The sequence below is a fragment of the Paraburkholderia adhaesiva genome, assembly GCF_021390575.1.
GTDB lineage: Bacteria > Pseudomonadota > Gammaproteobacteria > Burkholderiales > Burkholderiaceae > Paraburkholderia > Paraburkholderia adhaesiva.
Genome location: NZ_JAJEJQ010000001.1, coordinates 2,492,436 through 2,509,941, shown reverse-complemented (window position 1 = coordinate 2,509,941; position 17,506 = coordinate 2,492,436). Strand labels below are relative to the sequence as shown.

The window sequence follows — 17,506 nt, the reverse complement described above, 5'->3', positions numbered from 1 at the left end:
GAAAGTCCAGATGGGCAAAGGTGTCTTGCCGGCCGCGAAAAAAGAAAAACCCCGCACGAATGCGGGGTTTTCGGTCTTCGTCAGGCTCGGAAGCAGATCAAGTTACTTGATCTTGGTTTCCTTGTACTCGACGTGCTTGCGCACAACCGGGTCGAACTTCTTGATCGACATCTTTTCCGGCATGTTGCGCTTGTTCTTCGTGGTCGTGTAGAAGTGACCCGTACCTGCAGTCGATTCCAGCTTGATCTTGTCGCGGACGCCCTTGGCCATGATTTACTCCTTAGATTTCGCCGCGTGCGCGCAGGTCTGCGAGCACGGAGTCGATACCGTTCTTGTCGATCAGGCGCAGGCCTGCGTTGGAGATGCGCAGACGCACCCAACGGTTTTCGCTTTCAACCCAGAAACGGCGGTTCTGCAGGTTCGGGAGAAAACGACGCTTGGTCTTGTTGTTAGCGTGGGAAACGTTGTTGCCGCTCATCGGCGCTTTCCCAGTCACTTGGCATACTCGTGCCATGAGAGCACTCCTACGGTAATTCTGAGTTCGAGGGCCATCGAAGTTTCCCAGGCAAGACATGACGGGCAAGAGAAACTCACGTATGGATGAGAGACAACCTCGAACCCGGCACATTTTCCCACCTGGAACGCCTTGAAGGGCTTCGGAAACAGGGGTGGAAATAGGCAAACCGTAATTCTAGCAGAAAAAGAGCAGGAAAATCAAACTCATTTTGCGCATCGGTGAAGTGGTACTGCGGCTGTACTGCGCCCTGCGGATGCCTGTCAGTTCCAGCCGTTGCGGGCAAACGAGTAGGTATCGCGCGCGCCGATCACGAGATGATCGATCAACTGGACTTCGACGAGCGTGAGCGTTTCGCGCAGAACCCGCGTGAGGCGCTGGTCGCTCGCGCTCGGGTGCACCGCCCCGGAAGGGTGGTTGTGCGCGACGATCAGGCTCGCGGCGTTGAGCATCAGAGCGCGCCGCACGATTTCGCGAGGATACACCACCATGCGCGTGAGCGAGCCGCGGGAGCTTTCTTCGGCGCGGATCAGGCGATGGCGTATGTCCAGATAGAGGCAGACGAACACTTCGTAGGGGCGGGCGCCGATCTGCAGGCGCAGATAGTCTTCTACGGCGCCGGGCGTGTCCACGAGAGGTTTGTCGTCCAGTTGCTCGGCCAGTGCGCGCCGGGCCAGTTCGAACACCGCGAGCAGCTTGGCGCCTTTCGCGTCGCCGATGCCGCGCAGCCCATCGAATTCCTCGCGTTGCGCGTTGAGCATCACGCGCAACGAACCAAAATGCTCAAGCAGCGAGCGTGCGACGTCGAAGACATCATGACCCGGCAAGCCGGAACCGAGCAGCAAGGCGAGCAACTCAATGTTGGAGAGTGCACCTGGTCCGAACGCGCGCAGCCGTTCCCGCGGCATACCGCGGTAACGTGCCGCAGCGTCCACGGCGCTGGTTCGTGGGCGTCTCGCTGCGGGTATGGCGGGAACGGTACCGTTCAGGATTTCCGCGCCTCGCCAGTCTGGCTTCGCGCAGGCTGCTTCCAGCATCGTGACCTCCATGGAGCGGCCCGGAACGCGCGGTGCGGCGGCCGTGCTGCGGCCGTTCGTACACACGTCCCAACCGCCCCGGATATGTGGCTTACAATAGTGACTTTGCGGCTGCGTCACCGCAGCCGGGCTGGCGCCTCATGGCGCGTGCGCCTTGGGGCGCGACCAGATGAAAATGAGTACCGCATGAGCATCATCGATATCTCCGAGGTGAAACCCGACTCCCACGTAACGTTGCACTATCGGCTCGCGCTTGCCGATGGCACGGAACTCGTCAACACGTTTTCCGAGCGGCCGGCCACGCTGATGCTCGGCGCCGGGCAGCTTTCGCCGCCGCTGGAAGATATTTTGCTGGGCCTGAAGGTGGGGCACCACTCGACCTTTCAGCTAGAGCAGGGCGTGGCGTTCGGTCAACGCAATCCAGACCTGGTCCAGCGCGTCTCGCTTGCAACGCTGCGCGAGAACGGCATGGTGGGTGACGAATTCAACCCCGGCGACCTGATTGAATTCAATGCACCCGACGGCGGCCGCTATGCCGGCGTGCTCAAGGAGGTCAACGAGACCTCTGCACTGTTCGATTTCAACCACCCGCTCGCAGGCCAGGCGGTTGCGTTCGAAGTGAAAATCATCGGAATCCTGTAAGCCCATGAGTTACACGGACACGTCCCTTAGCGCCGACGCAGAAATCCTGCTCGCGCAGCCGCGCGGTTTCTGTGCCGGCGTTGACCGCGCCATCGAGATCGTCGAGCGTGCGATCCAGTTGCACGGCGCACCTATCTATGTGCGCCACGAGATCGTTCACAACGCGTACGTTGTCGATGATCTGCGCAAGAAAGGGGCGATCTTCATCGAGCAGCTCGATGAAGTGCCGTCCGGCAGCACGGTCATTTTCAGTGCGCACGGCGTATCGAAAGCGGTGCGCATGGATGCCGAGTCGCGAGGGCTGCGCGTCTATGACGCGACCTGCCCGCTCGTGACCAAGGTGCACGTCGAGGTCGCGAAGATGCGCGACGAGGGCCTCGACATCGTGATGATCGGCCACAAGGGACACCCGGAAGTCGAGGGCACGATGGGCCAGGCGGCGGAGGGCATGTATCTCGTCGAGGATGCCGCCGACGTCGAGGCGCTGCAGTTGCGCGACCCGGCGCGCGTCGCGTTCGTCACGCAGACCACGCTCTCGGTCGACGACGCGGCCGAAATCATCGAAGCGCTCAAGGCGCGCTTTCCTGAAATTCGCGAGCCGAAGAAGCAGGACATCTGCTATGCGACGCAAAATCGCCAGGACGCAGTGAAGTTCATGGCGCCCCAGTGCGATGTGGTGATCGTGGTCGGCAGCCCGAACAGCTCGAACTCGAACCGGCTACGCGAAGTCGCCGAGAAGCGCGGTATTCCCGCCTATATGGTGGATGCGCCCGCTCAGATCGACCCGCAGTGGCTGGTGGGCAAGCGCCGTATCGGTCTGACGGCCGGTGCGTCGGCGCCAGAGGCGCTTGCGCAGGAGATCATCCGGCGTCTGCACGAATTGGGTGTGCGCAACGTGCGTGCGCTGGACGGAATCGAGGAAAACATCGCGTTTCCGTTGCCGCGAGGGCTGGGCATGTCGGCCTGAGGCATCCCGACTCGAAAGGACAAAGCGCGCCACCGGCGCGCTTTTTTTTGCCACCCGATCCATGGATCGGGTCCGGCATTAAATGGGGATCTATCGCGTGTCGAATCGGGGTAACCGCAGCGGCGTGTCGGCTTTTCTCTCCTTTTCAGGCGCGATGACGGGAAAAATTTAAAATATGACCCCATTTTTTATGCACCCCCGTCGCCGCATAAAATCCAATTTGCATCGATGTGGTGCGTAGCAACCGGACGCTTACTCGTGTCCCACGTTGTGGCACAGAAGACCTTCTGACAAGGCCCTCCGGTTGCCGTTTGCAACACTTGATGTGGGCGACAGCAGATATAGCGCAACTGATGTGCAGAAAAAGGAGCAACCATAGGTGCAACCAGCTGCACTCGTGTATCTCGAAATACGGTTGCAATGCAGGAAAACCCTGCCGGTTCAACAATATTGCCGGTCGCATAATTGGAGTTACAATGCGCGCGTCCTGAAGGTTTGGCAGCCTTTTGGCGTGGAATTCGGAAGGCGCAGGAGACCTGATTGATGCAAGTCGAGTTTGCTTATTCCGCGTCTTCGGCAACTGCGGTTGCGCCGCGTAATTCGCGGTGCGGCGACAGTGCCAGGACGGGTAGGGACGCTGCATCTATGAGGTCAGCATGCCCGGCAGGGTCCGATGCGCGTTCCGGACATGACGGCGAAACCGGCTGGCCGCGTCACATTCTGGCGCGTGCCGCGAACGGGGGCGGCATGATCGTTGTTCCAGTTGACATGACGAATGGCATGCAACTTGCTGCTGCACGCACCCCGGCGAGCGCCATTTTCGTGACGGATCGCAGAGTGCGCGCCGTTGCCATCGGCGATGATGGCGCGGCGCGGGCGTGGGGAACGTCTGCAGGTTCCGCCGAAGCCGCGCGCAGCAATGCGGCGTTTTCGGACGGCGCGGGCAGCGAAGATGGCCCGAAAAAGGGAGTCACGACGTACGACGCAACCATGAGCGACCAGCAGGCTGTTCGCCATGGCGTCGCCACGAAGGTGACAGGTAGTTGAACCTGACGGCACCGAAACATCCGACGGTGCCGTTTTTGCATCCACTTCCGGGGAGTGTGCTGCTGCAACACAGCGGCGATGCGAGCCGGATGTGACTAACCGTAACCGGTCTTTTACTTCAGTACCCGAGAGTGTCGTTGCGGTTTTCGTGAACCATCGCCCACCGGCCGATGAACAGCGCGAATCCGGTCGCACGGGCTAAGGAGCAATAAATGGATATCTTCATCCAGCAGGTCCTGAATGGGCTGGTGCTTGGCAGCGTCTACGCCATCATCGCACTGGGCTACACCATGGTGTACGGGATTCTGGGCATCATCAACTTCGCGCACGGTGACGTCCTGATGGTCGGCGCCATGGTCGCGCTGTCCGCCATCACGGTGTTGCAGAACCATTTCCCGGGTCTCGGGAGTATTCCCACGCTGGCGATAGCGCTGGTCATCGCCGCGGCGGTCTGTTCGGTCGTCGGGTACACGATCGAGAAGGTTGCCTATAGGCCGTTGCGCCGCGCGCCGCGTCTCGCGCCGCTGATCACTGCGATCGGTGTGTCGATCCTGCTGCAGACGCTCGCCATGATCATCTGGGGCCGCAATCCGCTGGCCTTCCCGCAGCTGATCTCCACCGATCCGATCAACGTGATCAAGCCGAGTGAGACAGGTGTCGGCGCCGTGATCTCGCCCACTGAGATCGTCATCATCGTCGTCGCGTTCCTCGTGATGGCCGGACTCCTTCTCCTCGTTCACAAGACCCGGCTCGGCCGCGCGATGCGCGCCGTCGCCGAGAACCCGAACGTCGCGAGCCTGATGGGCGTGAATCCGAACTTCGTGATTTCGGCCACGTTCATGATCGGCTCGGCGCTGGCCGCGCTGGCCGGCGTGATGATCGCTTCGGAATATGGCAACGCGCACTTCTACATGGGTTTCATTCCCGGCATGAAGGCGTTCACTGCTGCGGTGCTGGGCGGTATCGGCAATCTCGGGGGCGCGATGGTTGGCGGTGTGCTGCTCGGTCTCATCGAGCAGCTCGGCGCAGGCTATATCGGCGGTCTGACCGGTGGCGTGTTCGGCAGTAACTATCAGGACGTATTCGCGTTCATCGTTCTGATCGTCGTGCTCGTGTTCCGTCCGTCGGGGCTGCTGGGTGAACGTGTCGCCGACCGCGCATAAGAGGGAGTAGAGCAAAATGACTTCAATTCAACCGATCGAGCCGTCGACGACGCTCATCCCCGAGAAGAACATGACGAAGACCCTCACGGTGGGCATCGTCACCGCGATCTTCGTCGTCGCCTTGCCGTTCGTGGTGGGCGCCACAGGCGGCAACTACTGGGTGCGCGTGCTCGACTTCGCGATGCTCTATGTGATGCTTGCGCTCGGCCTGAACGTGGTGGTGGGCTTCGCGGGTCTGCTCGACCTCGGCTACATCGCGTTCTACGCCGTCGGCGCTTACACGGCCGCGTTGCTGACGTCGCCGCACCTTGCGAACCAGTTCGAGTGGATCGCGGCCATGTTCCCGGGCGGCATGCATACGCCGTACTGGATCGTGATTCCGGTCGCGATGGCGCTTGCCGCCGGCGCGGGTGTGCTGCTCGGTGCGCCGACTCTGCGTCTGCGCGGCGACTATCTCGCGATCGTGACGCTCGGTTTCGGGGAAATCGTTCGTATCTTCATGAACAACCTCGACCGTCCGCTGAACATCACGAACGGGCCGCAGGGCATCACCGGCGTCGCACCGCTTCAGGTAGGCGGCGTCAGCCTCGCGGCGCCGATATCGGTGTTCGGTTTCCAGTTCACGTCCGTGTATACGTACTACTTCGTGTTCGTGCTCTGCGCACTGCTCGTGATCTGGGTGTGTACGCGGCTGCAGCACTCGCGTATCGGCCGTGCATGGGCCGCGATCCGTGAAGACGAAATCGCCGCGAAGGCCATGGGCATCAACACGCGTAACGTCAAGCTGCTGGCATTCGCGATGGGCGCGTCGTTCGGCGGCCTGTCGGGCGCGATGTTCGGTGCGTTCCAGGGCTTCGTGTCGCCGGAATCGTTCACGTTCTGGGAATCGGTCGTGGTGCTGGCGTGCGTCGTGCTGGGCGGTATGGGCCACATTCCGGGCGTGATCCTCGGTGCTGTTTTGCTCGCCGTGTTCCCGGAATTCCTGCGTTCGACGATGGGGCCGCTGCAGCACGCGATCTTCGGCCACGAGATCGTCGATACCGAAGTGATCCGCCAGCTGCTCTACGGCCTCGCGATGGTCGTCATCATGCTGTATCGCTCGGAGGGCCTGTGGCCTGCGCCGAAACATGAGGACCGCATTGCGAAGATCGCGAAGCGCGCGGGCAAGAAGCCGGTGCGCGCATAACGGACAGGGAGAAAACCATATGAGCAACAAACCCATCCGCCTGTCCGTGAAGGGCGTGAACAAGCGCTTCGGCGGCCTGCAGGCGCTTTCGGACGTTGGCCTGCAGATCGAGGAAGGCACGATCTACGGCCTGATCGGCCCGAACGGCGCCGGCAAGACGACGTTCTTCAACGTGATTACCGGCCTCTACACGCCGGATTCGGGCGACTTCAAGCTCGACGGCGAGTCGTACACGCCGACCGCTGTTTATCAGGTGGCGAAGGCGGGTATCGCGCGTACCTTCCAGAACATCCGTCTCTTCGGCGGCATGACCGCGCTTGAGAACGTGATGGTGGGCCGCCACGTGCGCACGAAGCACGGGCTGCTTGGCGCCGTGTTCCAGACGCCTTCGGAGCGTCAGGAAGAGCGCGAGATCAAGGAGCGCGCGCTGGAACTGCTCGAATACGTGGGCATTTCGCAGTACGCCGACTACACGTCGCGCAACCTTTCGTATGGTCACCAGCGCCGTCTGGAGATCGCACGCGCGCTGGCGACGGATCCGAAGCTGCTCGCGCTCGACGAGCCGGCGGCCGGCATGAACGCAACCGAGAAGGTCGAACTCACGCGCCTGCTCGACAAGATCCGCGCGGACGGCAAGACGATCCTGCTGATCGAACACGACGTGAAACTGGTGATGGGCCTGTGCAACCGTATGACAGTGCTCGACTATGGCAAGGTGATCGCCGAAGGTCTTCCGCATGACGTGCAGAAGGATCCGAAGGTGATCGAGGCATATCTGGGCGCAGGAGTGCACTGATGGCGAACGCAATTCTCAAGATCAAGGGCCTGCAGGTCAATTACGGCGGCATTCAGGCCGTGAAGGGTGTCGACCTCGAAGTGAAGGAGGGCGAACTCGTCACGCTGATCGGCGCGAACGGCGCAGGCAAGACCACGACGATGAAGGCGATTACGGGCCTCAAGCCCTATAGCGCCGGTGACATCGAATACAACGGCAAGTCGATCAAGGGCGTGCCGGCGCACGAACTGCTCAAGCGCGGGCTCGCGATGGTGCCGGAGGGTCGTGGCATTTTCGCGCGCATGTCGATCGTCGAGAACATGCAGATGGGCGCGTACCTGCGCAACGACGCTGAGGGCATCAAGAAGGACGTCGATCGCATGTTCGGCTTCTTCCCGCGCCTGAAGGAACGTGCGGCGCAGCTCGCGGGCACGCTCTCGGGCGGCGAACAGCAGATGCTGGCGATGGCGCGTGCGATCATCAGCAAGCCGAAGCTTCTGCTGCTCGATGAGCCGTCGATGGGTCTTTCGCCGATCATGGTCGAAAAGATCTTCGAAGTCGTGCGTGAGATCTCGAAAGAGGGCATCACGGTGCTGCTCGTCGAACAGAACGCGCGTCTCGCGCTGCAGGCTGCGAACCGCGGTTACGTGATGGACTCGGGTGTCGTCACGATGGAAGGCGACGCGAAGAAGATGCTCGACGATCCGAAGGTGCGTGCCGCTTACCTCGGCGAATAAGGCATCGTTCTACGCTGCAAACATAAAGCCGCATGGGCCAGGTGCCCATGCGGCTTTTTTCATATGTGCGTGGTTTGCGCTACGCGTTAGCGAGTGTCGGCGGCGTGAGCCGCTTACCGAGGCTCACCACAGCATCGGCGCGATAGCCAAGCGACTCGTAGAACGCGAGCACGTCGGGCTTGTCATGCAACACCTGCAGATTGAGCTTCGGACAGCCGCGTATGGCCAGCGCGGCTTCGGCGTGTCGCACGAGCAGCGTGCCGATACCGAGTCGCCGCGCAAGCGGATCGACGGCAAGCGAGTAGAGCCAGCCGCGATGACCGTCGTAGCCCGCCATCACCGTGCCGACGAGCGCGCTGTCCTCGTCGCCCTCGTCGCGCTGGCTGCGCGTGGCGACGAAGAACAGCTCCGGCTGTGTGCCAAGCTTGTTCGCGATCGACAGACGCGGATCGCGGTGCGGCCGGCTCGTGTCCTGATACTCGGGAAACGCCTGCAGCCAGAGCGCGATCACGGCGTCGGTATCGGCTTGCGCGAAAGGGCGGATCGTGACGGTCATCGTTCGCGGCTTCGTGCGGTTACAGCGAGTCCAGGATCGTGCGCAGCATCGCCATCATCTGGTCGATCTCATTGTTCGTCACGTTGAGCGCGGGCATGAAGCGCAGCAGGTTCGGGCGCGCGGCGTTGAGCAGCAGGCCGTCCGGTTGCAGGAGGCGCGCTTTTTCGACGATCTGCGGACCGATGTCCTTGCCAAGCAGCAGCGCGCGCAAGAGACCTTCGCCACGCTCGCCTTCGAAGCCGCGTTCCGCAGAAAGCTCGAGCAGTTTCTCGCGCAGATACTCGCCGCGAGCGCGCACGCCTTCGAGGAAGCCGGGCGCAACCAGTTGCGAGATCACCGAATAGCCAACGGCAGTCATCAGCGGGTTGCCGTTGTAGGTGCCGCCCTGATCGCCGGCTTCGAATACGCAGACGTCCTGCTTCGCGAGCAGCGCCGCGAGCGGCACGCCGCCGCCGATGCCCTTGCCGAGCGTCATGATGTCCGGCTCGATGCCCGAGAGTTCATACGCGAACAGGGTGCCCGCACGGCCACAGCCGCTTTGCACTTCGTCGACGATCAGGAGGATGCCGTGCTTCTTCGTGAGCGCACGCAACTGCTGCATGAATTCGCGCGTCGCGGGAATCACGCCGCCTTCGCCCTGGATCGGCTCGAGCATCACGGCGACGGTCTTGCCCGAGATGAGCTTTTCGATCGATGCGATGTCGTTCAGATCCGCCTTCGGGAAGCCGGGCACCTGCGGCGCGTAGATCGTGTCCCAGCCGGGTTTGCCGCTTGCCGACATCGTCGCGATCGTACGGCCGTGGAAGCTGTGATCGAACGTGATGACCTCGTAAGCGCCGTCGCGATGTTTCTTGCCCCACTTGCGCGCGAGCTTGATCGCGCCTTCGTTGGCTTCCGCGCCGCTGTTGGCGAAGAACACCTTGTCGAAGCAGCTGTGTTCGGTGAGGAGGCCTGCGAGCTTCGCCATCGGCTCGTTATAGAACGCCGGCGACGGATTGATCAGCAGGCGCGCCTGCTTTTCGAGCGCCTCGATCATGCCTTCGTTGCAGTGGCCGAGGCTGTTGACGGCCCAGCCCTGGATGAAATCGAGGTAGCGCTTGCCTTCGTTGTCGTAGATCCACGAACCCTTGCCATGCGTGAAAACGACATCGGGCCGGTTGGTGATGTACATCAGCGAATCGGTCGGGTACTCGGAAAAATTCATGGCAACGGGCTCCGCGCTCAGGACTGAAAAAAGAAAGGTGCCGCAATGAGGCGGCCGGAAATACAAAAAGCCACGGCTGGCCGTGGCTTTCGTGACTCGAACTCCATGCGCGTGGGTGTCAGACGCGCGTCCGCCAACGAAGCCAGGCCCTATTCGGGCAAGCGGCGACGTCGGAGAGCGGACAGGATGCGGTTCATGGGCGCAAGAATACGATAAGCCGAACCGCGCTGTAAACCGGCAATTCGCAGACGGCCGAAGAATTTTTCATGACGGCCGCCTTGCGCGGTGTGCCGGAAATGCCCGGAAAATCCGAATCAGACCGGATTCGCGAGGTCTGCTGCGCTCGTGAACGCATCCGCGTAGAACTCGCCTTCGGGCAGGCCGTGGTGCTGCGAGAAGTCGCGCTGCGCCGATTCCACCATCACCGGGGCGCCACATGCGTACACCTGATAACCCGAAAGGTCCGGCAGATCTTCGATCACGGCGCGGTGCACGAAGCCCGTGCGGCCAGTCCAGTTGTCGCCGGCTGCGGGTTCGGAGAGCACGGGCACGAAGCGGAAGTTCGGGATCGCCGAAGCCCATTGTTCGGCGAGATCCATCAGGTACAGGTCCTTCTTCTGGCGCGCGCCCCAGTAGAGCGTCATCGGGCGGTTCAGCTTCTTGTGGACCGCATGCTCGACGATCGCCTTGATCGGCGCGAAGCCGGTGCCCGAGGCGAGCAGCACGATCGGCTTGTCCGAATCCTCGCGCAGGAAGAACGTGCCGAGCGGCGCCTCGAAGCGCAGGATGTCGCGCTCCTTCATCTGCGTGAAGACGTGGTCGGTGAACTTGCCGCCCGGCATGTGACGGATGTGCAGTTCGAGCGGACCTTCCTCGTGCGGCGCGGTCGCCATCGAGTAGCTGCGGCGCGTGCCGTCCTTGAGGATGAATTCGAGGTACTGGCCCGCGAGGTATTGCAGGCGCTCGTTCGCGGGCAATTGCAGCTTCACGACGATGACATCGTCGGCCGCGCGAGCGATCGAGGCGACGCGCGTGGGCAGTTTGCGCACCTGCACGTCGCCGACGCCCGCCACTTCGCGGATATCGATTTCGAGGTCCGACTGCGCGCTCGCACAGCAGAAGAGGGCCATGCCGCGCGTCTTCTCATCGTTCGCGAGTGCCGATGCCGCGTGCGCGTGCTGCTCGACTTCGCCGCTGACGACGCTGCCCTTGCACGATCCACATGCGCCGTTCTTGCAGCCGTAGGGCAGGCCAATGCCCTGGCGCAGCGCGGCGTTGAGGATGGGTTCGTCCGGCTCGACCTGGAATTGCCGGCCGCTTTGCTTGAGCGTTACGTTAAAAGCCATATTCGAGTGAAGTGTGAGTCCGTAATCGGTAATCCGTAACGACGCCTGTGATGAGCGCCGACGGCTTAAAATGGGTCCACCATGATTGCGACACGAACCTTGCGCCGTGCGCGCGTTTTGATCGTCGGTTGCGGCGACATCGGCTTGCGCTGTGCCGCGCTTTTGCGTTCCCGCGCGCGCGTATTCGCGCTAACGAGCCAACCGGCGCGCGTCGCCACGCTGCGCGAGGCGGGCACGATACCAATGATCGGCGACCTCGACGTGCCCGCGGATCTTACGCGTCTCGCGGGACTCGCGTCGGTGGTCCTGCATCTCGCGCCGCCCCAGAAATCGGGCGATGAAGATACGCGGACGCGCAGGTTGATCGCCAAGCTGACGGCACGCCGTCGCGTTGCCGCGCGTCCGGCCGGTGGAGGACGGCGCGCGCTGCGTGCGAATATTGCGTTGAGCCCGCGCTTGCGGATGTCGGCGCCCACGCACGACACGCGCCCGAAAGCCCTATCAGGCCCTCTGCGACCGGCCTTTGGCCCGCGCGCGACGCCCCTGCCGGCACGCCGCAAAACGCCTTCTATTGTACCCGAGCGTACTGCCGGGCCCCGGCGCGCGTATCCTGGCCGGTTGACGGTCGTCTACGCGAGCACGACTGGCGTTTATGGCGATTGCGGAGGGGCGCTCATCGACGAAACGCGCCCCGTGCGGCCCGCCAACGCGCGCGCGAAGCGCCGCGTGGCGGCCGAGCGGGTCCTGCGTCGCGCGACCACGCGAGGCTCGCTCGTGACAAAGATCGCGCGAATTCCGGGCATTTACGCGGCCGACCGCCTGCCGCTCGCGCGGCTCGCGAAGGGCACGCCCGCGCTCGTCGAGCACGACGACGTCTACACGAACCACATTCACGCCGACGACCTTGCCGCGATCATGGTGCGCCTCGCGACACACGGGCGTCCGGGCCGCGTCATCCACGCATCCGACGACAGCGAACTCAAGATGGGGGCCTGGTTCGACCGCGTCGCCGACGCCTTCGGCGTCGCGCGCGCGCCGCGCGTGAGCCGCGCCGAGGCCGAGCGTCAGCTCGATCCGGTGCTGCTGTCGTTCATGCGGGAGTCGCGCCGGCTCACGAATGACCGGCTCAAGAGGGAATTGGGGATACGGCTGCGCTATCCGGATGTCGACGACTTCCTGCGCACGCTGCCGCCTCGCCCTTGAGCGCGGGCGGGGCGGCATGGCGCAAGCGTGCCGTTCACGTGATGGCCGGCAGCGCCTCGAGCAGGAGGAAGCAGCACAGGGCACCGATGAGGGCGCCGATCAGGTTCGGCTGGTATTGATGCCGCAAGTGCATCGATACCAGCATGGTGCCAATCAGAATGGCCCCGAGACCCACGAACGCCATCAACACGGCTGAGATTGCGAATCCGCCGATGATCATGCCGTCCCTCCTTGCATTGCTTGTAATCATTGTTTAAACGAGTATAGGGCGCAAGGTCGGGAAGGGCATGCTGCAGCGCGGCGTAATACGAGGCGACATGGGCGCATCGGCGCGGTACCGCACACTGGCGCGGCAGGGTGCGATGCCGCGCTACGCCGATCAGCCGTTGCGCAGCGCGTTGATTCTGGCTGCATCGAGCCAAATCCACGCGCCCGGCGCCAGTTCCGCAGGCAGCGAGAGGCCCCCGATCCGCTCGCGATGAAGCGCCTCCACACGATTGCCGACGGCGGCGACCATGCGCTTGACCTGGTGGTACTTGCCTTCGAGGACGGTGAGTTCCAGCTCGCGCTCGCTGCGCGCGCTGGCGGCGACGGCAGCGATCGGCTCGCGCTCGCCGTGCAGCAGGACGCCTGCGCGCAGCGCATCGAGCTGGGCATCGTCGAGTGCATGGCGGGTCGTTGCGACGTATACCTTGGGGACTTTGCGTTTAGGCGACGTGAACGCGTGGACGAACTGGCCGTCGTCGGAGAGCAGCAGCAGGCCGGTCGTGTCCTGATCGAGCCGTCCGACGCATTGCACGCCGCGCGTTGCGAACTGCGCCGGCAGGAGATGAAACACGCTCAGATGATGCTGCGGATCGCGCGAGCATTCGTAGCCCGCAGGCTTGTTCAGCGCAAGGTACGCGCGTTCGTGGAACGGCCAGGTTTCGCCGTCGACGCTGAAGGTGAGCCCCGCTGTGTCGAATGACGCGAGCGGATCGGTGCAGGGCGTACCCGCGACGACAACGCGCGCGTCGGTGACGAGCGTGCGGCACTGGCGGCGCGAGCCGAAGCCCTGGGAAAAGAGGATGCTTTCGAGATTCATGAGGAGCGGCGGACGGCGTCGAACGGCTGCATTCTAACTGGCACAGGCCGCTGCGCTTGAGCACTGCCGTCGCTGAACGCGCGGCGTCGTTCGGGCCAATGGCATAGCGCGAGGCGAAGCATCGCAGACCTGTGCCCGCGAACCGCCTGATCAAGACAACGCGCCGGTGAATCGACGGGCGGCAACGCGGATGATGGCCGAGCTCGCGCGCAAGGTTACAGCATGCGATGGACCAGACCGGAGAAGTGATGTTACTGGCCGGTGCCGGCAACAAAAAACCCCGCAGGACGGGCCTTTGCGGGGTTTTCTTGGCGTCGCCAGGATATCTGATGGTGCCTCGGGCCGGAATCGAACCGGCACTCCTTTCGGAACCGGATTTTGAGTCCGGCGCGTCTACCAATTTCACCACCGAGGCATTCTTCACCGCGCTTTATCGCTTTTCGCGATCGGCCACCATATACGGGGGCTAGCGGTGAAGTAGCCTTAAATTATGACGCAATTCGGCCGCCCCGGCAACCGCCACCGCAGAACCGGTCAAACAGTGCGGGAGTACCGCTCCGTGTTCTGTGCACCGAGGTACCGGTCGAAAACCATCGCGATATTACGCACGAACATGCGTCCGGCCGGCAGGACTTCCAGCCGGTTTGTGCTGCGCGCGACGAGGCCGTCCTGCTCGAACTCGTACAAGCGCTCCATTTCGGGGGCGAACGCACTCAGGAACCGCACGCCGTACGCTGCTTCGAATTCGTCGAAGCGCAATTCGAGGTTGCACATCAGTTCGGTGATGATGTCGCGGCGCAGGCGGTCGTCGGCGGAAAGTTGTACGCCGCGCGCAATCGCGAGACGCCCTTCTTCGATCGCGCCGCCGTAATTCACCAGGTCTTTCGCATTCTGCGCATAGACGTCGCCGACCTTGCCGATGGCCGAGGCCCCGAAGGCGATCAGGTCGCAATCCGCGCGCGTGCTGTAGCCCTGGAAATTACGATGCAGCGTGCGTTGCTTCTGCGCCAGCGCTAGTTCGTCGGTGGGCAGCGCGAAGTGATCCATGCCGATGTAGACGTAGCCCGCATCGGTGAGCTGCTCGATCACGAGCTGCAGCAGCGCTAGCCGCTCGGCCGGCGAGGGAAGCGTGCTTGCGTCCATCTGCCGTTGCATCTTGAACAGATGCGGCATGTGCGCGTAGCCGAACACGGAGAGCCGGTCGGGTGCGAGCAGGAGGATCGTTTCGAGCGTGCGCCGGAACGTTTTTACGCTCTGATGCGGCAGGCCGTAGATCAGATCGACGCTGACTGACTCAAAACCGTTCGCGCGCGCCGCGTTCATGCAGTCGACCGTCATTTCGAGCGGCTGGATACGGTTGACCGCCTGTTGCACGACCGGATCGAAATCCTGTACGCCGAGGCTCATGCGGTTGAAGCCGAGCCCGCGAAGATGGGCGATCGTCGCCGGCGACGCTTCACGCGGATCGATTTCGATCGAATATTCGCCTTCGCTGTCCGGGCGCAGCGCGAAGTGCTCGCGCGTGGCGGCCATGAGCGTGCTCATCTCTTCGACCGACAGGAAGGTGGGGGTGCCGCCGCCCCAGTGCAGTTGCGAAACGGGGCGCTTCGTGTCGAAAAGGGCGGCCTGCATTTCCAGTTCCCGCAGCAGTTGCTTCAGGTACGGTTTCGCACGGGCGCGATTCTTCGTGATTACCTTGTTGCAGCCGCAATAAAAGCAGACGGTGTCGCAGAACGGGATGTGGAAGTAGAGCGAGAGGTCGGTATCTGCGGCGCCGGGATCGGCTGCGGCGCGGCGGTAGAGGGCCGGGTCGAAATCATCGCGGAACTGAAGAGCGGTTGGGTAGGACGTATAACGTGGACCGTTCGCGCCGTATTTGGCGAGGAGGTCGGGGCGGAACAGAAGATCGGCGTCGCTCATGCGGGGCTCTCTTGGGTTTGCGCGCCGTAAGATTGTTCCCGACGCCGGAGCGTGCCGCGCATCGGGCGACGAATTTTCTGGCGCCATGTTGATCTAGTTTAAGAGTCCGTGCCCTGGCGCGATTGTGTAAAAAGGTCGCATTGATGGATGGCACAATGCCTCGGTCCGCCGATCGGCGGCGGAATGTATCGACAGTTTCAGGAAGCAGATGGTGAGTGCAGGTTCCCCCTTCGACGTGCCCGGTCACGCGTGCCGCCCCGGTTGCGGCGCGTGCTGTATCGCGCCGTCCATTTCGAGTCCGATCCCTGGCATGCCGCACGGCAAGCCCGCGGGCGTACGCTGCGTGCAACTCGGCGACGATCTGCAATGTGCGATCTTCGGCTCGCCGTTGCGTCCGGCGTGCTGTTCCGGACTGCAGCCGCAGGCCGACATGTGCGGCGCGTCGCGCGAGGAGGCGATTCGCTGGCTCACGCGGCTTGAAGCCGAGACGCAACCGTTGCGCCGCGTATGACATCGTTCCACGTTCCGTTCAAGCGGCCGCGTGCCGTTCATCATGGAGATTTCGCATGACCCACACCGCAAAGCGCGTTTCCCGGCGCGCCTTCCTGCTCGCAGCCTGTGCTGCAGCAGGTACGGCCATATCGGTAGGCGCGTGTGCGACGGGGATCTTTCCGTTCATTCCCGATCACTACACGTTCTCGCAGCAGCAGGTGCAGGACGCGGTCCAGCGCAAGTTCCCGTACCGGCGGCAGATGCAGCAGCTCTTCGACGTTTCGCTCACGAATCCCGTCGTCATGCTGGAGCCCGATCGCAACCGCATCGCGGTGCGGCTCGACGCGCAACTTGCGAGTCCACTTATCGGTCAGCCGGTCAGCGGTGTATTCACGCTGTCAAGCGAACTGGCCTGGGATAGCGCGAGCCGCTCCGTCGTGCTGAAGTCGCCCTCGGTCGACCGCGTCGACATGCAGGGCGCCGCCGCGGCTTACGGACAGCAGGTCGGCGCAGTGGCGGCGCTCGCTGCGACGCAGCTGCTCGACAACTATCCCATCCACACCTTCAAGCCCGAGCAACTGCAATTTGCGGGCGTTAGCTACGAACCCGGTACAATCACGATCCTTACAAACGGCATACGCGTGCAGATCGTCGAGAAATGAATCGACGAGACGCCGCCGCGCGCAGCCGTCGGCCGGCGTGCGTCATGTGGCAGGTGCCCGGTCCGGCGCGAATCTCGGCAAGGAGAACGGATGGACTGGTGGCTGACCTGCAAGGCTTTGATACTGGGCGTCGTCGAAGGGCTGACCGAGTTCCTGCCTGTCTCGAGCACCGGGCATTTGATCGTAACGGGCAGCGCGCTCGACTTCGAGGGAGACTTCGCGAAGACCTTCTTTGTCGTGATCCAGTTCGGCGCGATTCTCGCGGTCTGTTGGGAATTTCGCCGCAAGATCGGCAGCGTGATTACCGGTCTGCCTACACGGCCGGACGCTCGCCGGTTCGCGTTGAATGTGATCGTCGCGACTGTGCCGGCCGTCGTGCTCGGACTGTTGTTCGAGCGGGCAATCAAGTCGGTGCTGTTCGCACCGGTGCCTGTGGCGTTCGCACTGGTCGCGGGCGGCCTTGTCATTCTGTGGGTGGAAGGGCGTCCGCGGCGGGCCGGCGCACCGGCAGCACAGGCGCTTCCACGCGTGCGCTCGATCGACGAAATCTCGCCCATCGACGCATTCAAAGTCGGTTGCGCGCAATGTTTCGCGCTTATTCCGGGGATGTCGCGCTCGGGCTCGACGATCATCGGCGCGATGCTGTTCGGCTTCGAGCGACGCGTCGCAACCGAGTTTTCATTCTTTCTCGCGATACCGGTGATTTTCGGCGCCACCGTCTATGAACTGCACAAGAGCTGGCAGACGCTATCGATCGAATGGCTCGGCCTCTTCGGAATCGGCTTCGTTGCTGCGTTCGTGAGCGCGTTCCTCTGCGTGCGCTGGCTGCTGCGCTTCGTCGCCTCGCATGATTTCACGGCGTTCGCCTGGTACCGGATCGCGTTCGGTCTCGTGATTCTCGTGCTCGGTTACGGCTACGGGCTCGGGTGGGGCGATTGAAAGAAAACGGGGCGCTTTCAGCGCCCCGTTTT

General features: G+C 62.9%; 20 protein-coding genes and 1 tRNA gene. 11 read left to right on the top strand and 10 right to left on the bottom strand.

Features of this window, described 5'->3' with window-relative positions:
- Positions 1–102: 102 nt before the first annotated feature.
- The 3 genes from rpmG to radC all read right to left on the bottom strand — a co-directional run bounded on the left by rpmG (position 103) and on the right by radC (position 1,563).
- Positions 103–270 (bottom strand): 50S ribosomal protein L33, encoded by a 168-nt coding sequence (rpmG, locus tag L0U80_RS11390; protein WP_027794136.1) that lies wholly within the window; start codon positions 268–270, stop codon positions 103–105.
- Positions 271–280: 10 nt separating this feature from the next.
- The gene (gene rpmB / locus L0U80_RS11385; protein WP_027817503.1) at positions 281–514 is read right to left on the bottom strand and encodes a 50S ribosomal protein L28; all 234 of its coding nucleotides are present in this window, start codon (positions 512–514) and stop codon (positions 281–283) included.
- A gap of 263 nt (positions 515–777) precedes the next feature.
- Positions 778–1,563 (bottom strand): RadC family protein, encoded by a 786-nt coding sequence (gene radC, locus L0U80_RS11380; protein ID WP_373322143.1) that lies wholly within the window; start codon positions 1,561–1,563, stop codon positions 778–780.
- A gap of 174 nt (positions 1,564–1,737) precedes the next feature.
- Between radC and L0U80_RS11375 the strand changes: the two genes are divergently transcribed.
- From L0U80_RS11375 to L0U80_RS11345, 7 genes are all read left to right on the top strand, one after another.
- Positions 1,738–2,193 (top strand): FKBP-type peptidyl-prolyl cis-trans isomerase, encoded by a 456-nt coding sequence (locus L0U80_RS11375; RefSeq protein ID WP_233864154.1) that lies wholly within the window; start codon positions 1,738–1,740, stop codon positions 2,191–2,193.
- A 4-nt stretch (positions 2,194–2,197) separates the two neighbouring features.
- Positions 2,198–3,160, top strand: coding sequence for a 4-hydroxy-3-methylbut-2-enyl diphosphate reductase (gene ispH, locus L0U80_RS11370; RefSeq protein WP_233864152.1), 963 nt, complete (start codon positions 2,198–2,200; stop codon positions 3,158–3,160).
- 747 nt (positions 3,161–3,907) lie between these two features.
- A complete protein-coding gene (locus tag L0U80_RS11365; protein ID WP_233864150.1) occupies positions 3,908–4,207 on the top strand; it encodes a hypothetical protein in 300 nt (99 codons plus the stop codon).
- Between the two features lie 212 nt (positions 4,208–4,419).
- Positions 4,420–5,370 carry a branched-chain amino acid ABC transporter permease gene (locus L0U80_RS11360; RefSeq protein ID WP_233864148.1) on the top strand — a complete coding sequence of 317 codons (951 nt, stop codon included), beginning with the start codon at positions 4,420–4,422 and terminating at the stop codon, positions 5,368–5,370.
- A gap of 16 nt (positions 5,371–5,386) precedes the next feature.
- Complete coding sequence (locus tag L0U80_RS11355) at positions 5,387–6,556, top strand: ABC transporter permease subunit (protein ID WP_233864146.1); 1,170 nt, start codon at positions 5,387–5,389, stop codon at positions 6,554–6,556.
- A gap of 19 nt (positions 6,557–6,575) precedes the next feature.
- Complete coding sequence (locus L0U80_RS11350) at positions 6,576–7,352, top strand: ABC transporter ATP-binding protein (RefSeq protein ID WP_233864145.1); 777 nt, start codon at positions 6,576–6,578, stop codon at positions 7,350–7,352.
- Positions 7,352–8,068 (top strand): ABC transporter ATP-binding protein, encoded by a 717-nt coding sequence (locus L0U80_RS11345; RefSeq protein ID WP_233864143.1) that lies wholly within the window; start codon positions 7,352–7,354, stop codon positions 8,066–8,068. The genes L0U80_RS11350 and L0U80_RS11345 overlap by 1 nt, the downstream gene beginning before the upstream one ends.
- A gap of 79 nt (positions 8,069–8,147) precedes the next feature.
- Here the strand turns inward: L0U80_RS11345 and L0U80_RS11340 are convergent, their stop codons facing one another.
- The 3 genes from L0U80_RS11340 to L0U80_RS11330 all read right to left on the bottom strand — a co-directional run bounded on the left by L0U80_RS11340 (position 8,148) and on the right by L0U80_RS11330 (position 11,174).
- The gene (locus tag L0U80_RS11340; RefSeq protein WP_233864141.1) at positions 8,148–8,624 is read right to left on the bottom strand and encodes a GNAT family acetyltransferase; all 477 of its coding nucleotides are present in this window, start codon (positions 8,622–8,624) and stop codon (positions 8,148–8,150) included.
- Positions 8,625–8,643: 19 nt separating this feature from the next.
- Positions 8,644–9,828 (bottom strand): acetylornithine transaminase, encoded by a 1,185-nt coding sequence (locus tag L0U80_RS11335; protein WP_233864136.1) that lies wholly within the window; start codon positions 9,826–9,828, stop codon positions 8,644–8,646.
- A gap of 314 nt (positions 9,829–10,142) precedes the next feature.
- Positions 10,143–11,174 (bottom strand): CDP-6-deoxy-delta-3,4-glucoseen reductase, encoded by a 1,032-nt coding sequence (locus L0U80_RS11330; protein ID WP_233864135.1) that lies wholly within the window; start codon positions 11,172–11,174, stop codon positions 10,143–10,145.
- An 81-nt stretch (positions 11,175–11,255) separates the two neighbouring features.
- Here L0U80_RS11330 and L0U80_RS11325 point away from each other — a divergent pair, with 81 nt between their 5' ends.
- Entirely contained in the window at positions 11,256–12,377 is a 1,122-nt protein-coding gene (locus tag L0U80_RS11325) for an NAD-dependent epimerase/dehydratase family protein (RefSeq protein ID WP_233864134.1), read from the top strand.
- Between the two features lie 34 nt (positions 12,378–12,411).
- Here L0U80_RS11325 and L0U80_RS11320 read toward each other — a convergent pair whose 3' ends face one another.
- From L0U80_RS11320 to hemN, 4 genes are all read right to left on the bottom strand, one after another.
- Entirely contained in the window at positions 12,412–12,597 is a 186-nt protein-coding gene (locus tag L0U80_RS11320) for a hypothetical protein (protein WP_233864133.1), read from the bottom strand.
- A 159-nt stretch (positions 12,598–12,756) separates the two neighbouring features.
- Positions 12,757–13,461 (bottom strand): pseudouridine synthase, encoded by a 705-nt coding sequence (locus L0U80_RS11315; protein WP_233864131.1) that lies wholly within the window; start codon positions 13,459–13,461, stop codon positions 12,757–12,759.
- Positions 13,462–13,791: 330 nt separating this feature from the next.
- Positions 13,792–13,876: transfer RNA gene (locus tag L0U80_RS11310), tRNA-Leu, on the bottom strand.
- A 119-nt stretch (positions 13,877–13,995) separates the two neighbouring features.
- A complete protein-coding gene (hemN, locus tag L0U80_RS11305; RefSeq protein WP_233864129.1) occupies positions 13,996–15,381 on the bottom strand; it encodes an oxygen-independent coproporphyrinogen III oxidase in 1,386 nt (461 codons plus the stop codon).
- Between the two features lie 208 nt (positions 15,382–15,589).
- Between hemN and L0U80_RS11300 the strand changes: the two genes are divergently transcribed.
- From L0U80_RS11300 to L0U80_RS11290, 3 genes are all read left to right on the top strand, one after another.
- Positions 15,590–15,892 carry a YkgJ family cysteine cluster protein gene (locus tag L0U80_RS11300; protein WP_233864127.1) on the top strand — a complete coding sequence of 101 codons (303 nt, stop codon included), beginning with the start codon at positions 15,590–15,592 and terminating at the stop codon, positions 15,890–15,892.
- A 55-nt stretch (positions 15,893–15,947) separates the two neighbouring features.
- The gene (locus L0U80_RS11295) at positions 15,948–16,535 is read left to right on the top strand and encodes a DUF1439 domain-containing protein (protein WP_233864125.1); all 588 of its coding nucleotides are present in this window, start codon (positions 15,948–15,950) and stop codon (positions 16,533–16,535) included.
- A gap of 90 nt (positions 16,536–16,625) precedes the next feature.
- On the top strand, positions 16,626–17,474 hold the full coding sequence (locus tag L0U80_RS11290) for an undecaprenyl-diphosphate phosphatase (RefSeq protein ID WP_233864123.1): 849 nt from the start codon (positions 16,626–16,628) through the stop codon (positions 17,472–17,474).
- The last annotated feature ends 32 nt before the right edge of the window (positions 17,475–17,506 follow it).

Coding starts and splice junctions, on each gene's coding strand:
- rpmG (WP_027794136.1), bottom strand. CDS start 270: ATGGCCAAGGGCGTCCGCGACAAGATCAAGCTGGAATCGACTGCAGGT.
- rpmB (WP_027817503.1), bottom strand. CDS start 514: ATGGCACGAGTATGCCAAGTGACTGGGAAAGCGCCGATGAGCGGCAAC.
- radC (WP_373322143.1), bottom strand. CDS start 1,563: ATGGAGGTCACGATGCTGGAAGCAGCCTGCGCGAAGCCAGACTGGCGA.
- L0U80_RS11375 (WP_233864154.1), top strand. CDS start 1,738: ATGAGCATCATCGATATCTCCGAGGTGAAACCCGACTCCCACGTAACG.
- ispH (WP_233864152.1), top strand. CDS start 2,198: ATGAGTTACACGGACACGTCCCTTAGCGCCGACGCAGAAATCCTGCTC.
- L0U80_RS11365 (WP_233864150.1), top strand. CDS start 3,908: ATGATCGTTGTTCCAGTTGACATGACGAATGGCATGCAACTTGCTGCT.
- L0U80_RS11360 (WP_233864148.1), top strand. CDS start 4,420: ATGGATATCTTCATCCAGCAGGTCCTGAATGGGCTGGTGCTTGGCAGC.
- L0U80_RS11355 (WP_233864146.1), top strand. CDS start 5,387: ATGACTTCAATTCAACCGATCGAGCCGTCGACGACGCTCATCCCCGAG.
- L0U80_RS11350 (WP_233864145.1), top strand. CDS start 6,576: ATGAGCAACAAACCCATCCGCCTGTCCGTGAAGGGCGTGAACAAGCGC.
- L0U80_RS11345 (WP_233864143.1), top strand. CDS start 7,352: ATGGCGAACGCAATTCTCAAGATCAAGGGCCTGCAGGTCAATTACGGC.
- L0U80_RS11340 (WP_233864141.1), bottom strand. CDS start 8,624: ATGACCGTCACGATCCGCCCTTTCGCGCAAGCCGATACCGACGCCGTG.
- L0U80_RS11335 (WP_233864136.1), bottom strand. CDS start 9,828: ATGAATTTTTCCGAGTACCCGACCGATTCGCTGATGTACATCACCAAC.
- L0U80_RS11330 (WP_233864135.1), bottom strand. CDS start 11,174: ATGGCTTTTAACGTAACGCTCAAGCAAAGCGGCCGGCAATTCCAGGTC.
- L0U80_RS11325 (WP_233864134.1), top strand. CDS start 11,256: ATGATTGCGACACGAACCTTGCGCCGTGCGCGCGTTTTGATCGTCGGT.
- L0U80_RS11320 (WP_233864133.1), bottom strand. CDS start 12,597: ATGATCATCGGCGGATTCGCAATCTCAGCCGTGTTGATGGCGTTCGTG.
- L0U80_RS11315 (WP_233864131.1), bottom strand. CDS start 13,461: ATGAATCTCGAAAGCATCCTCTTTTCCCAGGGCTTCGGCTCGCGCCGC.
- hemN (WP_233864129.1), bottom strand. CDS start 15,381: ATGAGCGACGCCGATCTTCTGTTCCGCCCCGACCTCCTCGCCAAATAC.
- L0U80_RS11300 (WP_233864127.1), top strand. CDS start 15,590: ATGGTGAGTGCAGGTTCCCCCTTCGACGTGCCCGGTCACGCGTGCCGC.
- L0U80_RS11295 (WP_233864125.1), top strand. CDS start 15,948: ATGACCCACACCGCAAAGCGCGTTTCCCGGCGCGCCTTCCTGCTCGCA.
- L0U80_RS11290 (WP_233864123.1), top strand. CDS start 16,626: ATGGACTGGTGGCTGACCTGCAAGGCTTTGATACTGGGCGTCGTCGAA.